Genomic DNA, 12,930 nt, shown 5'->3' on the forward strand with positions numbered 1-12,930 from the left:
GGGCGAAGCCACGTAAAGTTCCACGGCGCGGCGCGCCATCCCCGAATGCGCACCGTCGCCGTATCCGAGATCGTCAGAAGGACACCATGCCGCCTCTAGACATGCACCGCTTCGAGCAGCTCAAGGCCTCGGGCGAGTTGCCCTCGCCGCGCGGGGTGGCCCTCGCCATCATCCGCCTCACCCAGGAAGAAGAGGTCTCGATCCCGGAGCTGGCGCGCATCATCAAGAGCGACCCCGCGTTCGTCGGGCGCTTGATCAAGGCGGCCAACGGAACCGTGCCGCTCAACCGGCGCGCAATCGTGTCGGTGCAGGAAGCCCTGATGGTGCTCGGCCTGCCCGCCGTGCGCACGATGGCGCTCGGGTTTTCGCTGCTGTCCAACTACCGCAAGGGCGCCTGCGCGGGATTCGACTACGGCCGTTTCTGGTCGTCCTCGCTGCTGATGGCGCTGTCGATGCAGGTGCTGGTGCAGCGGGTGCGCGTGGTGGCGGCCGACGAAGCGTTCAGCGTCGGCCTGCTCGCGCGGGTGGGCGAACTCGCGCTCGCCACGCTGTATCCGGCCGACTACGGCCGCATCCTGCTTGAATCCCGCCGCTTTCCCGAACTGCGTCTGTTCGACCTCGAGCAGCAGGCCTTCGCGATGACCCACCGCGAGCTGTCCGCCGCGATGCTGGTGGACTGGGGGCTGCCGCCGATCTTCACCCAGCCGGTGATGTTCTTCGAGCAGGCAGACAAGGCCACCTTCACGGCCGAGAGCCGCGAGGCGCAGCTGATGGAGTGCCTCGGGCTGGCGCGCACGCTCGCCGAGCTGTGCCTCGCGCCGTCGGTGGAGCAGGCCTCGATGATGCCCGGCGTGCTCAAGCAGGCCGCGGCGCTCGGGCTGAACAAGGAAGACTTCGCCGCGGCCTGCGAGCGCATCGGCCGCGAGTGGATGGAGTGGGGCAAGCTGCTGCAGCTCGAAACGCTCGCGCCGCCGCAGTTCTCCGACCTGATCGAACGCAGCGGCGGCACGGGCCAGCCGGTTCCCGCGGCTTGCGCCGGGGCGGACAGCGGCGCCGAGGCTGCGGAAAGCGGCGCGCGCGATGGCGGCATGCGAGTGCTGGTGGTCGATGACGAGGCCTCGATCCGCAAGCTGATGTGCGCGGTGCTGGAGGAGGCCGGCCACACGGTGTTCGAGGCCGAGAACGGCCGCATCGGGCTGGAGCGCGCGCTCGACATCCAGCCCCACATGATGGTGCTCGACTGGGTGATGCCCGAGATGGAGGGGCTGGAACTGGTGCGCGCGCTGCGCGCCACCAAGATCGGACGCAGCATCTACATCCTGTTGCTGACCAATGTGGAAGACGATGAGCGCCTGATCGAGGCCTTCGAGGTCGGCGCGGACGATTTCGTCACCAAGCCGGTCAAGCCGCGCGTGCTCGCCGCCCGCATGCGGGCCGGCCAGCGCGTGGTACGGCTGCAGCAGGAACTGGAGCGCGACCGCGAGGAAATCCGCCATTTCGCCGCCGAACTCGCGATCACCAACCGCCGCCTGCAGGAAGCGGCGCTGACCGACGCGTTGACCGGTTTTCCCAACCGCCGTTACGCGATCGACCGCATGCAGCAGGAATGGACCGCGGCGAAGCGTAACGGCCGGCCGCTGTCGTGCATGATCATCGACCTCGACGGCTTCAAGCAGATCAACGATACCTACGGCCACGACGTCGGCGACATGGTGCTGCGGCAATCGGCCGATGCGCTGCGGCTGGCGCTGCGCGGCCAGGACGTCATCTGCCGTACCGGCGGCGACGAGTTCCTGGTCATCTGCCCCGACACCGACCTGGCACAAGGGTTGAGCTGCGCCGAGCGCCTGCGCGCCGCGGTCGATGCGCTCGCGATCGTCACCGGCGCCGACACCCTGGGGCTGACGATCAGCATCGGCGTCGCCGTGCGCGACGACAGCATGGCCGACCTCGACGCGCTGATGAAGCGCGCCGACCAGGGCGCTTACCTGGCCAAGCAGCGCGGCCGCAATTGCGTCGCCTCGGTGCAGGGCGGCGCCGCGGGAGCCCAGCGATGAGCGCCGCGGTGGAGCATCGCGTGCTGGGGCGGCCGGCGGGGCCGGTGCGGTTGCTGATCGTCGACGATTCCGAGGACGACGCCTTTCTGGTCTGTGCGGAACTCACACGGCGCGGCATGGCGGTGCATCACCGGCGCGTCGATTGCGATTTCGACATGGCTGCGGCCCTCGCGGCGGAGCCCTGGGACGTTGTCCTGTCCGACCACAACATGCCGGGCTTCAGTTCGCTCGCGGCCCTCGACGTGCTCAAGCGCAGCGGGCTCGACCTTCCCTTCATCATCCACTCCGGCGAAATCTCCGACCGCCAGGCCGTTTCCGCGATGTACGAAGGGGTCGACGACTTCATCGCGAAGGGCGACTACGACCGCCTGCTGCCGGTGATCGAGCGCGAGCTGCGCGGCCTGCATGCGCGCCGCGCGGTGCGCCAGGCCGACGAACGCATCCGCGAACTGGTCAATTTCGATGTCCTGTCGGCGCTGCCCAACCACAACCTGTTCTGCACCAAGGTCGGCGACTGGATCGCCGATGCCGGCGCCCAGGCTGCGGGCGCGGTGCTGGTGGTCGATGTCGACCGCTTCATGCGCATCAACGCCAGCTTCGGCTACGACACCGGCAACGTCATCCTGCGCCAGCTCGGCGAGCGCCTCGCCGCGGGGCTGGCTGCCGACGTGATGCTGGCCCGCCTCGGCAGCGACCGCTTCGGCGTCTTCCTGCCCGGCGTGGTGGAGCGGGAGCAGGCCGAGATCGCCGCCCGCTGGCTGCTGCGCGCGTTCGAGCAGCCGTTCATGAAGAACGACATCGAACTCTTCCTGACCGCGAGTGTGGGCATCGCGATGGTCGGGGGCGACGGCGCCGACGTGTTCGAGCTGCTGATGAACGCCGAAGCCGCGGTGGCGCGCGTGAAGTGCCAGGGCGGCAACGGCGTGCGCTGTTACGACCGGGCGATGAACGCCGCCTCGGCCGAACGATTGACGCTGGAGGCGGAGCTGCGCCACGCGGTCGAACGCGGCGAACTGCGCCTGTTCTACCAGCCGATCGTCGATCCCGATGGCACCGTGCGCGCCGCCGAGGCCCTGGTGCGCTGGCAGCATCCCGAGCAGGGCCTGCTGGCGCCGGACCGCTTCATCCCGCTGGCCGACGAAACCGGCCTGATCACCGAGATCGGCGCCTGGGTGCTGACCGAGGCCTGCTACCAGGGGCGCTGCTGGCACGACGCCGGCCACGAGCGCTTTCGGGTTTCGGTCAACGTGTCGGCGGTGCAGTTCGGCCAGCCGCGGCTGCTCGAAACGGTGCGCGAGGCGCTGCGCGGCAGCGGCTTCCCGCCCGCCTGCCTCACGCTGGAAATCACCGAGAGTTCGCTGATGAGCGACGTCGAATCCGCGGCCGGCATGCTGCGTTCGCTGAAGAACATGGGCGTGCGGATTGCGGTGGACGACTTCGGCACCGGCTATTCGTCGCTGTCCTACCTGCGGCGGCTGCCGATCGACACCGTCAAGATCGACAAGTCCTTCGTGCGCGACGTCAGCAACAACGGCGAAGACGCCGCCATCGTGCGCGCCATCATCGCGCTCGCTCACAGTCTGGGCCTGGGTACAGTGGCGGAGGGTGTTGAAACCGCCGAGCAGGAGGCCACGCTGCGCCGTGAAGGCTGTGACAGCTTCCAGGGCTACCGCTACGGACGGCCGGTGCCCGCCGAAGTGTTCGTGATGGGGACGGTGCCGGGGTAATGCCAAAGAAATATCGGGTGCCTGCCGCCGCGTTTCGGTGCATTGCGAGTGTTGCGCAACTGCGACATGTCCACGCGGCCACTCAGGGTATTCGTGCTTGCAGCTCCTTACAAATTACTTTAAGTTCGGGGTGCTTGTTCCTGAAAGGGAGCTTTAATCCGTGAAACGCCCCGATTTTCAGGCAGAAATACGCGAACTGAATCTCGCCTATCTCATGCTGGCGCAGCAGATGCTGCGCAGCGACCGGGAGACGGCGATGTTCAGGCTGGGCGTCAGCAAGGACGTCGCCGAGCTGATCGAGGGCCTGTCGGCCGCGAAGCTCGTGCGCATGGCCAACAGCCAGATGCTGATGCCCAGTTTCCGTTTCGATGATGCGCAGCTTGCCCGGCTGATGGCCGGCGAGGGGCGCGACCCGGCCACCTCCAGCCTGCATGCGGCAATCATCGCCGCGGGCAAGGCTGTGCAGGCTTCGGCCCAGGAGTAAGAGCATGAAAAATAAGCGCATCATTGACGAGGCGGAAGACATCCGCCGCGCAGTGGAAATGGTGCAGCTCGGTGCGCGCATGCAGATGCTGGAGGTGGAAACCCGCCTCAGCCGCGAAAAGCTGCTGAAGATCTACAAGGAGGTGCGCGGCGTGTCGCCCCCGAAGGGGATGCTGCCGTTCTCCACCGACTGGTTCATGACCTGGCAGCCGAATGTCCATTCGTCGCTGTTCATGGCCTTTCACCGCTTCTTCGCCGGTGCCGCGGGCGTGCAGGGGCTGGACGCGATCATCAAGTCCTACCACCTCTACCTCGACCACATCGAGGCGGAGCAGATGGAGCCGGTGCTGAGCCTCACCCGCGCGTGGACGCTGGTGCGCTTCTTCGATGCCGACCTGCTGCAACTGGCGCCCTGCACCTGCTGCGGCGGTCACTACGTGGTGCATGCCTACGACCCCACCGCCAGCTTCGTCTGCGGGCTGTGCAACATGCCCTCGCGCGCCGGCAAGACTAAGCGCGCCGCCGTGCGCAAGTCGTCCGTCCGCGCCGTCAGCGCCTGATTTCCGCCCCCATCCTCACGGGCCGCCTGCGTTAGCAGGCGGCCCGTGTCTTTTTCCACGGCCGGCGTTCAAGTTTGGCGGATGCGGGACGATACAATTCGGGCGGTCCAAATCTTCGTCCCGGCTTCTGGAGTAAGCGGTGTTCCTCATCATTGGCTACGTCATCATCCTGGCCGCCTCCGTCGGCACCTATGCGGTGCACGGAAGCCTTGCCGCCCTGTGGGTGCCGATGGAGTACCTCGCGATCATCGGTCTGATGGTCGGCGGCTTCGTGGCCGGCAACGGGCCGAAGGCGATGAAGGCGACGCTGGGCTCGCTGTCGCTGGCGGTGAAGGGTTCGCCTTACAACAAGGCGCTGTACATGGACCTGCTGTCGCTGCTGTACGAGATCCTGGCCAAGGTCCGCAAGGAAGGCCTGATGTCGATCGAGAACGACGTGGAGAACCCGGATTCCAGCCCCATCTTCGGCAAGTACCCGAGCGTCACCTCGGACCACCACGTGGTCGAGTTTCTCACCGACTACCTGCGCATGATGGTGGGCGGCAACCTCAACGCGTTCGAAATCGAGAACCTGATGGACATGGAGATCGAGACCCACCATCAGGAGGCTCACGTGGCGCCGCACATCGTCTCGAAGGTCGCCGACGGCCTGCCCGCGTTCGGTATCGTGGTCGCGGTCATGGGCGTGGTGAACGTGATGGGTTCGGTGGGCCAGCCGCCCGCCGTGCTGGGCAAGATGATCGGCGGCGCGCTGGTCGGCACCTTCCTTGGCATCCTGCTCTCCTACGGCATCGTCGCGCCGATCGCCAGCCAGATCGAACAGAAGGTGGAGGAGAGCGGCAAGATCTATCAGGTGATGAAAGTCGTGCTGCTTGCCAGCATGAATGGCTACGCGCCGCAGGTCGCCATCGAGTTCGGCCGCAAGGTGCTGTACGCCAACGACCGCCCGACCTTCTCGGAGCTCGAGCAGGAAATCAAGAACCGCAAGGGCTGAGGCGGCTAGCATGCAGACGGGCGCAATCGCGCGGGGCACGACGGGCCGGGGAGTGGGCGCATGAGCGACGATTCCCAGCAGCCCATCGTCGTCAAGCGCATCAAGAAGGGCGGCGGCGGCCATCACGGTGGTGCGTGGAAGATCGCCTACGCCGACTTCGTGACGGCGATGATGGCCTTCTTCCTGCTGATGTGGCTGCTCGGCTCCACCGCGCAGGGCGACCTCGAAGGCATCGCGGATTACTTCCAGAACCCGCTCAAGCTGGCGATGGACGGCGGCGAAGGCAGCGGCGACAGCTCCAGCATCATCAAGGGCGGGGGCGAGGACCTGACGCGCTCCGTGGGGCAGGTCAAGCGCGGCGACGTCGAGGGCGACCGCCGGATCAACCTCGATGCCGCCAAAGGCCGCCAGGCGCCGTCCGCGGACGGCAAGGGGCGCGACGAAGCGGAAAGCAACCGCGAGCGCTCGCGCCTGATCGATCTCAAGGGCCGCATCGAAGCCATCGTCGAGGCCAATCCGGACCTGCGCCAGTTCAAGAACCAGATCCTGATGGACATCGTGAACGAGGGGCTGCGCATCCAGCTCGTCGATGAGCAGAACCGGCCGATGTTCAATTCCGCCAGCGCCGACCTGCGCCCCTATACGCGCGACCTGCTGCGGGCGATCGGGCGTGCGCTCAACGACGTCGGCAACAGCGTCAGCGTCTCGGGGCACACCGACTCGGCGCAGTACGCGGGTGGCGAGCGCGGCTTCTCCAACTGGGAGCTGTCGTCCAACCGCGCCAACGCCTCGCGGCGCGAACTGGTCAGCGGCGGCCTGCTGGCCGGCAAGGTGGTACGCGTGGTGGGCCTTGCCGACACCATTCCGCTCAACCGCGCCAACCCGATGGACGCGGTGAACCGGCGCATCAGCATCATCGTGCTCAACAAGCAGGCTGAGGACGCGATCCGCACCGAAGGCAGCAAGCTCGATGTCGACATGGGCGCGCCCGCCGACAGCGACGCCATCCGGCAGGGCGTGGGGAGCGGTCTTGCGCCGCCGGCGCCGACGCCCGCGCCCACTCCGCCCGCGGCCGGCAGTACGCGCTCGTCCTACGTGCCGCGCACCCGCTTCTCCGAGGCGCAACCGCAGTAAGGCGCCGGCGCGGGCCTAAAGTCGCCCGCGCCCCGGGACGTTATCCGAAGCATGCCGCGCCGCTGCGCGGCCTTCCCAGCCATCCGGACCAAGAGCCGCAACATGATCAAAACCGTGCTGACGGTCGACGACTCCGCCGCGATCCGCGGCGTCATGACCGTGCTGCTGCAGTCGGCGGGCTACGCGGTCAGCAGTGCCGTAGACGGCGAGGACGGACTTGCGCGCGCGCGCGCCCAGCGCGCCGACCTGGTGATCACCGACCTGCACATGCCGCGGCTGGACGGATTTGGCCTGATCCGCGCGCTGCGCGCCGAACCGGCCTACCGCAAGGTGCCCATCCTGATGCTGACGACCGAGTCGTCCGCCGAGATGCGCGAACGCGGGCGCGAGGCCGGCGCCACCGGCTGGCTGGTGAAACCCTTCGATCCCGACCGCCTGCTGGAAGTGGTGCGCCGGGTGCTGGGCTAGGAGGCAGGCGCGATGGCGTTCGACATGAGCCAGTTCTACCAGATCTTCTTCGAAGAGGCGGCGGAACACCTGGCGACAATCGAGACCGTGCTGCTGTCGATCGACGCGGCGCGCCCCGACCCCGAGAAGGTCGCGGAGATCTTCCGCGCCGCGCACTCCATCAAGGGGTCGGCCGCCACCTTCGGCTTCGACGATCTCACCGGCCTCACCCACGAGATGGAGTCCTTGCTCGACGACGTGCGGCGCGGCCGGCGGCCGTTGACCCAGGCGATGGTCCAGGCCTGTCTTGCCGCGGGCGACGCGCTGCACGGCCTGCTCGCGGCGCACCGCGGCGAGGGCGTTGCAGACCGCGCCGCCGCCGAGGCCGCCCGTCAGCGCCTGCTGCAGCTCAAGGACGCGCCCGATCACGATGGCGCGGTGACGGACCGGCCGGCGGCGGCCGTGCCCGACGCGACGGAGTGGCCGCTCTACCGTGTGCGCTTCGTCGTCGCACGCTTTCTTGCCGGCAGCGATCTGCTGTTCGGCAGCATGCTGGAAGACCTCGCGGCGCTCGGCGACTACGAACTGCTGGAACCGGATCCCGCCGCACCCGGCACGCGCTGCATCAGGATCTGCAGCGGCGAGTCGGTGGATGCGTTGCGCGCGGCCTTCGAGCGCCTCGCCGAGCCCGGCAGCGTCGAGATCACCGCCGAGCAGATGGCTGCCGCAAACGCGGCCCCGGCGCTGCCCGAGCCCCAGCCTCCGGCGGTGGCGGCGGCGGGCGACGAGGCGCTGTTCGATGTCGCCGACGACGGCAGCTACGGCTTCTTCGTGCCGCTCGAGACGCTACCCGCGGCGCCGTTTGGCGCCGACGATCCGCCCGCCGCGGCCGTGCCGGACGAGGCCGATGCCCAGCCGGCCGCGACCGCGCGCGAGTTGCCCCGCAGCGCGGACAGTTCGATCCGCGTCGGGGTCGAGCGGGTGGACCGGATGATGGACCTCGTGGGCGAACTGGTAATCACCCAGTCGATGCTGCTCGATGCGGCGGCGGCGATCGGCCCCGCCGCCGGAGAGCGCCTGCTCGCCGGGCTTGCGCTGCTGCAGCGGCACACGCGCGATCTGCAGCAGTCGGTGATGGCGATCCGCATGGTGCCGGTGTCGATGGTGTTCTCCCGTTTTCCGCGCCTGGTGCACGACCTCGGCATGCGGCTCGACAAGCAGATCGACCTGGTACTGGAAGGCGAGCACACCGAACTCGACAAGGGGCTGGTGGAAAAGCTGGCCGACCCGCTCACGCATCTGGTGCGCAACTGCATCGACCATGGCATCGAGCCCGCCGAGCGCCGTCGCGCGGCCGGCAAGCCCGAGGCCGGCCGGCTGCGGCTGGCGGCGTCGCACCTTGGCGGCCATGTGCTGATCGAGGTGGAGGACGACGGCGCGGGGCTGGACCGGGAGCGGCTGATCGCCCGCGCGCGCGCGCAGGGCCTGCCGTGCAGCGAGGACATGAGTGACGAGGAGGCCTGGCAACTGATCTTCCTGCCCGGCTTTTCCACCGCCGAGCAGGTCACCGACCTGTCCGGGCGCGGCGTCGGCATGGATGTCGTCCGGCGCAACATCGCGGCGCTGGGCGGGCGGGTGGACATCGTCTCGCGCGCGGGGCGGGGCACGCGGTTCTCGGTCAGCGTGCCGCTGACGCTCGCCATCCTGGAAGGCATGCAGGTGGCGGTGGGCGACGAGGTCTTCATCCTGCCGCTCGATGCGATCGTCGAATCGCTGCAGCCCGAGCCGGCCAGCATCCGCAGCATCGGCGGCGCGCCGCGGCTGATTGCGGTGCGCGGCGAATACTGGCCGGTGGTCGAACTCGGCCACTTCTTCGCCGTGCCCGAGGCGGGCCGCGACTGGACGCGCGGCATCATGGTGCTGGTGGAGCGCAACGGCAGCCGCGCGGCGCTGTTCGTGGATGGTCTGGTCGGACAGCAACAGGTGGTGATCAAGCCGCTCGAAACCCACTTCCGGCGCGTCCCGGGCGTGTCTTCCGCAACCTTGCTCGGCGACGGCCGCGTCGCGCTGATCCTCGACGTCGCCGCCCTGATCGGCACCGCGCGCGACAGCGCGGCGATCTGATGGCGCGGCGCTACAGATTGACCGCCGGCGGCCGTAGACCGATCAAAGCAATCAAGGAGTCCGAACATGTCAGCCCCTGACCGACCGGCGCTGGCGCCGGCGGAAGCCGCAGCCGAGGCCGGCGAGTTCCTCACCTTCACGCTCGGCGGCGAGCTGTACGCGATCGACATCCTGAAGGTGCGGGAGATCCGCGCGTGGGAGCGGGTGACGCGGATCGCGGGGGCGCCGGCCTTCCTCAAGGGCGTCATGAACCTGCGCGGCGCGATCGTGCCGGTGGTGGATCTGCGTCTGTACTTCGGCTGTGGCGACGGCGCCTGCGGCCCCTTCACCGTGATGATCGTGCTGCAACTCGCCGGCCGCCTGGCCGCGGTGGTGGTCGATGCGGTGGCCGACGTGGTGCGCCTGGCCGCGGGCGAAATCCAGCCCCCGCCGGAGTTCGCCGGCCTGGTCGGCGGACGCTATATCCGCGGCCTGGGCGCCGCGGGGGACGCGATGCTGGTCGTGCTCGATGTTGAACGCCTGATGGCCGCGCCCGAACTGGCGCTGGTCGACCCTGACCCGGAAGCCCAGTCATGAGACCCACCTACGTCAGTGCCCCGGTCGTGCCCGGTCCGTTCGAACGCCTGCCGATCGCGGGCAAGCTGTTGCTGGTGGCGATGCTGCCCGCGTGCGGCGCGCTCGGCCTGCTGTTCAGCCCGGCCGAAAGCGGCGGGCGCGGGGCGGTGATGGCGCTGTCCGCCTTGCTCATCCTCGCCGGCTTCGCACTCGCGCTGTGGCTGGCGGTCTACCTCGAGCGCCGGATGCAGCGCCTGGCGGCGCGGGTACGCGGCTTCGCCGAGGGCGAACTCAACGCGCGGCCGCGCGAAATCGGCGACGGCGACGCGCTTACCGCGCTGTGGCAGGGGATCGAACGCAGCCTCGGAACGCTGAGCGAGCGCTTCTCCGCCAGCGCCACCGAAGCGGACTACAACCGTCTGATCCGCGAGGCGCTGGATACGGCCGCGACGAGCGTGATGATTGCGGATACCGGCGGCACCATCGTCTATATGAATGCCGCCGGCCTGCGCCTGCTGGAGCGGGTGCAGATGGAAATGGGCGGCGCCCTGCCCGGCGGGGTCAGGGCGGACCAGATCGTTGGCAGCAGCTTCGATGTGTTCCACCGCCAGCCCGAAGTGCAGCGCCAGCGCATCGCGGCGATGGTCGGCACCCATTCGGCGGAAATCCGCCTCGGCGCCCGTTCGCTGCGCCAGCAGGCCACCCCGGTGTTCGATGCGGACGGCTTGCGCGCCGGCACCGTCGTGGAGTGGAGCGACATCACCGCCGAAGTGGGTGTGCGCGCCGAACTCGCCGGCTTGGTGGAAGCGGCGGCGGCGGGGGACTTCAGCCGTCGGCTGCCGGTGGAGAACAAGAGCGGCTTCTTCCTGCAGCTGGCCGAAGGGCTGAACCGGCTGATGGGGGAGATTTCGGGCAGCGTGGATGCGGTGGCGCGGGTGCTGAACGCGGTGGCGCGCGGCGACCTGACCGAGCGGATCGAAGGCGAGTACCGGGGCACCTTCGGGCAGTTGCAGCACGACGCGAACGCGACGGTGCTCAGGCTGCGCGAAGTGGTGGGCCGCATCCAGGATTCGGCGGTGGCGATCAACCGCGCGGCGCGCGAGATTGCGGCGGGCAACGGGGAGCTGTCGACGCGCACCGAGCAGCAGGCGAGCGCGCTCGAAGAGACGGCGAGTTCGATGGAGGAGCTGTCGGCGACGGTTCGCCAGACCGCGGACAACGCACGCGCGGCCAACGGGCTGGCGCTGGGCGCGCATGCGGTGGCCGGCCGTGGCGGCGAGGCGATGCGGCGGGTGGTGAGCACGATGGGCGAGATCGAGCACTCGGCGCGCAAGATCGGCGACATCGTGGGCGTGATCGACGCGCTGGCGTTCCAGACCAACATCCTCGCGCTCAACGCGGCGGTGGAGGCGGCGCGGGCGGGCGAGCAGGGCCGCGGCTTTGCGGTGGTGGCGGCCGAGGTGCGCAGCCTCGCGCAGCGCAGCGCACAGTCGGCGCGCGAGGTGAAGGCGCTGATCGGCGAATCGGTGGAGCGGGTCGAGCACGGCGTGAAGCTGGTCGATGACGCGGGCCGCACGGTGGATGAAGTGGTGTCGGCCTTCGGTCAGGTGGCCGCGCTGATGAGCGAGATCGCGGGCGCGAGCGGCGAGCAGAGCGCGGGCATCGGCCAGGTGTGCATGGCGGTGGGACAGATGGACGAGATGACGCAGCACAACGCGGCGTTGGTGGAAGAGGCGGCCGCGGCGGCGATCAGCCTGGAAGAGCAGGCGCGCGAACTGGTGGACGTGGTCGGCGTGTTCCGTATCGGCGAAGCGGCGCCCGCGCTGCGCGTGCTGCCGCGCGGGACTGGCGTGCGGGGTGGCGGAGCGCGCGGCCGTGGAGGACAGCCATGAGCATGCCCCCTGGGGATACGCCGCGTTCGCCGCTTTTTCCGCCGCGGCCCGCCGAACCGGCGGGCGAGCGCACCCCATCCCGTCCCGATGTGGCCGCCCTGCGCAACCTCAGCCTGCCGCCGCTGGCCGGTGCGCGCGAGCGTGAATTCGAGTTCACCAGCGCCGACTTCGAGCGCGTGCGCAAGCTGATCCACGAGCACGCCGGCATCGCGCTGTCCCCTGCCAAGCAGGACATGGTCTACAGCCGCCTCGCGCGCCGCCTGCGCGCCTGTGGCGACCGCAACTTCGCCCAGTACCTGCAGCGCCTGGAGCGCGATCGCAGCGAGTGGGAGACCTTCGTCAATTCGCTGACGACCAACCTCACCTCCTTCTTCCGCGAGGCGCACCACTTCGACATCCTTGCCGACCAGCTCCGCCGCCTGGGCAGCGCGCGCACGGTGCGCATCTGGTGCGCGGCGGCCTCCACCGGGGAGGAGCCGTACTCGCTCGCGATCACCGCGTGCGAGGCGTTCGACAGCCTCAGTCCGCCGGTGCAGATCCTCGCATCGGACATCGACACCGCGGTGCTGGCCCACGGCGAAGCGGGGACTTACCGCCAGGAACGGGTGGAGCGCCTGTCGCCCGAGCGGCTGCGCCGCTTCTTCCTGCGCGGCACCGGCGAGCAGGACGGAATGGTGAAGGTCCGGCCCGAACTGCGCCGCCTGATCCAGTTCCGCCGCATCAACCTGCTCGACCACGTGTGGCCGGTGCAGGGCCCGGTGGATGCGATCTTCTGCCGCAACGTGATGATCTATTTCGACAAGCCCACGCAGTACGGCATCCTCAAGCGCTTTGCGCCGCTGCTGCGCCCGGATGGACTCCTCTTCGCCGGCCATTCCGAGAGTTTCATGCATGCCGCCGACGTGTTCCGTTCGCGCGGCCGCACCGTCTACCAACGCGCCGACCAACCCGCCTGAG

11 protein-coding genes are annotated in these 12,930 nt (G+C 69.0%); all 11 read left to right on the forward strand.

The window, feature by feature from the left end:
* Positions 1-86: 86 nt before the first annotated feature.
* The 11 genes from dqs_RS07700 (at position 87) to dqs_RS07750 (ending at position 12,929) form a co-directional block, all read left to right on the forward strand.
* Complete coding sequence (locus dqs_RS07700; RefSeq protein ID WP_065340106.1) at positions 87-2,057, forward strand: diguanylate cyclase; 1,971 nt, start codon at positions 87-89, stop codon at positions 2,055-2,057.
* Complete coding sequence (locus dqs_RS07705) at positions 2,054-3,784, forward strand: putative bifunctional diguanylate cyclase/phosphodiesterase (protein ID WP_065340107.1); 1,731 nt, start codon at positions 2,054-2,056, stop codon at positions 3,782-3,784. Before dqs_RS07700 ends, dqs_RS07705 begins: the two co-directional genes overlap by 4 nt.
* A gap of 160 nt (positions 3,785-3,944) precedes the next feature.
* Positions 3,945-4,268 carry a flagellar transcriptional regulator FlhD gene (gene flhD / locus dqs_RS07710; RefSeq protein WP_011765179.1) on the forward strand — a complete coding sequence of 108 codons (324 nt, stop codon included), beginning with the start codon at positions 3,945-3,947 and terminating at the stop codon, positions 4,266-4,268.
* 4 nt (positions 4,269-4,272) lie between these two features.
* The gene (gene flhC / locus dqs_RS07715; RefSeq protein ID WP_011765180.1) at positions 4,273-4,827 is read left to right on the forward strand and encodes a flagellar transcriptional regulator FlhC; all 555 of its coding nucleotides are present in this window, start codon (positions 4,273-4,275) and stop codon (positions 4,825-4,827) included.
* 139 nt (positions 4,828-4,966) lie between these two features.
* Positions 4,967-5,821, forward strand: a complete 855-nt coding sequence (motA, locus tag dqs_RS07720; protein ID WP_011765181.1) for a flagellar motor stator protein MotA — start codon at positions 4,967-4,969, stop codon at positions 5,819-5,821.
* A 60-nt stretch (positions 5,822-5,881) separates the two neighbouring features.
* Positions 5,882-6,955 (forward strand): flagellar motor protein MotB, encoded by a 1,074-nt coding sequence (gene motB, locus dqs_RS07725; protein ID WP_065340108.1) that lies wholly within the window; start codon positions 5,882-5,884, stop codon positions 6,953-6,955.
* A 102-nt stretch (positions 6,956-7,057) separates the two neighbouring features.
* Positions 7,058-7,423 carry a response regulator gene (locus tag dqs_RS07730; RefSeq protein WP_041643446.1) on the forward strand — a complete coding sequence of 122 codons (366 nt, stop codon included), beginning with the start codon at positions 7,058-7,060 and terminating at the stop codon, positions 7,421-7,423.
* 12 nt (positions 7,424-7,435) lie between these two features.
* Positions 7,436-9,526 carry a chemotaxis protein CheA gene (locus dqs_RS07735; RefSeq protein ID WP_065340109.1) on the forward strand — a complete coding sequence of 697 codons (2,091 nt, stop codon included), beginning with the start codon at positions 7,436-7,438 and terminating at the stop codon, positions 9,524-9,526.
* 66 nt (positions 9,527-9,592) lie between these two features.
* Complete coding sequence (locus tag dqs_RS07740) at positions 9,593-10,102, forward strand: chemotaxis protein CheW (protein ID WP_065340110.1); 510 nt, start codon at positions 9,593-9,595, stop codon at positions 10,100-10,102.
* Positions 10,099-11,973 (forward strand): methyl-accepting chemotaxis protein, encoded by a 1,875-nt coding sequence (locus dqs_RS07745; RefSeq protein ID WP_065340111.1) that lies wholly within the window; start codon positions 10,099-10,101, stop codon positions 11,971-11,973. Before dqs_RS07740 ends, dqs_RS07745 begins: the two co-directional genes overlap by 4 nt.
* A 2-nt stretch (positions 11,974-11,975) precedes the next feature.
* Positions 11,976-12,929 carry a CheR family methyltransferase gene (locus dqs_RS07750; RefSeq protein ID WP_011765188.1) on the forward strand — a complete coding sequence of 318 codons (954 nt, stop codon included), beginning with the start codon at positions 11,976-11,978 and terminating at the stop codon, positions 12,927-12,929.
* Position 12,930 lies beyond the last annotated feature (1 nt).

This window comes from Azoarcus olearius (assembly GCF_001682385.1).
In the GTDB taxonomy this organism is placed as follows: domain Bacteria; phylum Pseudomonadota; class Gammaproteobacteria; order Burkholderiales; family Rhodocyclaceae; genus Azoarcus; species Azoarcus olearius.

Coding starts and splice junctions, on each gene's coding strand:
- dqs_RS07730 (WP_041643446.1), top strand. CDS start 7,058: ATGATCAAAACCGTGCTGACGGTCGACGACTCCGCCGCGATCCGCGGC.
- motB (WP_065340108.1), top strand. CDS start 5,882: ATGAGCGACGATTCCCAGCAGCCCATCGTCGTCAAGCGCATCAAGAAG.
- dqs_RS07740 (WP_065340110.1), top strand. CDS start 9,593: ATGTCAGCCCCTGACCGACCGGCGCTGGCGCCGGCGGAAGCCGCAGCC.
- dqs_RS07705 (WP_065340107.1), top strand. CDS start 2,054: ATGAGCGCCGCGGTGGAGCATCGCGTGCTGGGGCGGCCGGCGGGGCCG.
- dqs_RS07745 (WP_065340111.1), top strand. CDS start 10,099: ATGAGACCCACCTACGTCAGTGCCCCGGTCGTGCCCGGTCCGTTCGAA.
- flhC (WP_011765180.1), top strand. CDS start 4,273: ATGAAAAATAAGCGCATCATTGACGAGGCGGAAGACATCCGCCGCGCA.
- dqs_RS07735 (WP_065340109.1), top strand. CDS start 7,436: ATGGCGTTCGACATGAGCCAGTTCTACCAGATCTTCTTCGAAGAGGCG.
- dqs_RS07750 (WP_011765188.1), top strand. CDS start 11,976: ATGCCCCCTGGGGATACGCCGCGTTCGCCGCTTTTTCCGCCGCGGCCC.
- dqs_RS07700 (WP_065340106.1), top strand. CDS start 87: ATGCCGCCTCTAGACATGCACCGCTTCGAGCAGCTCAAGGCCTCGGGC.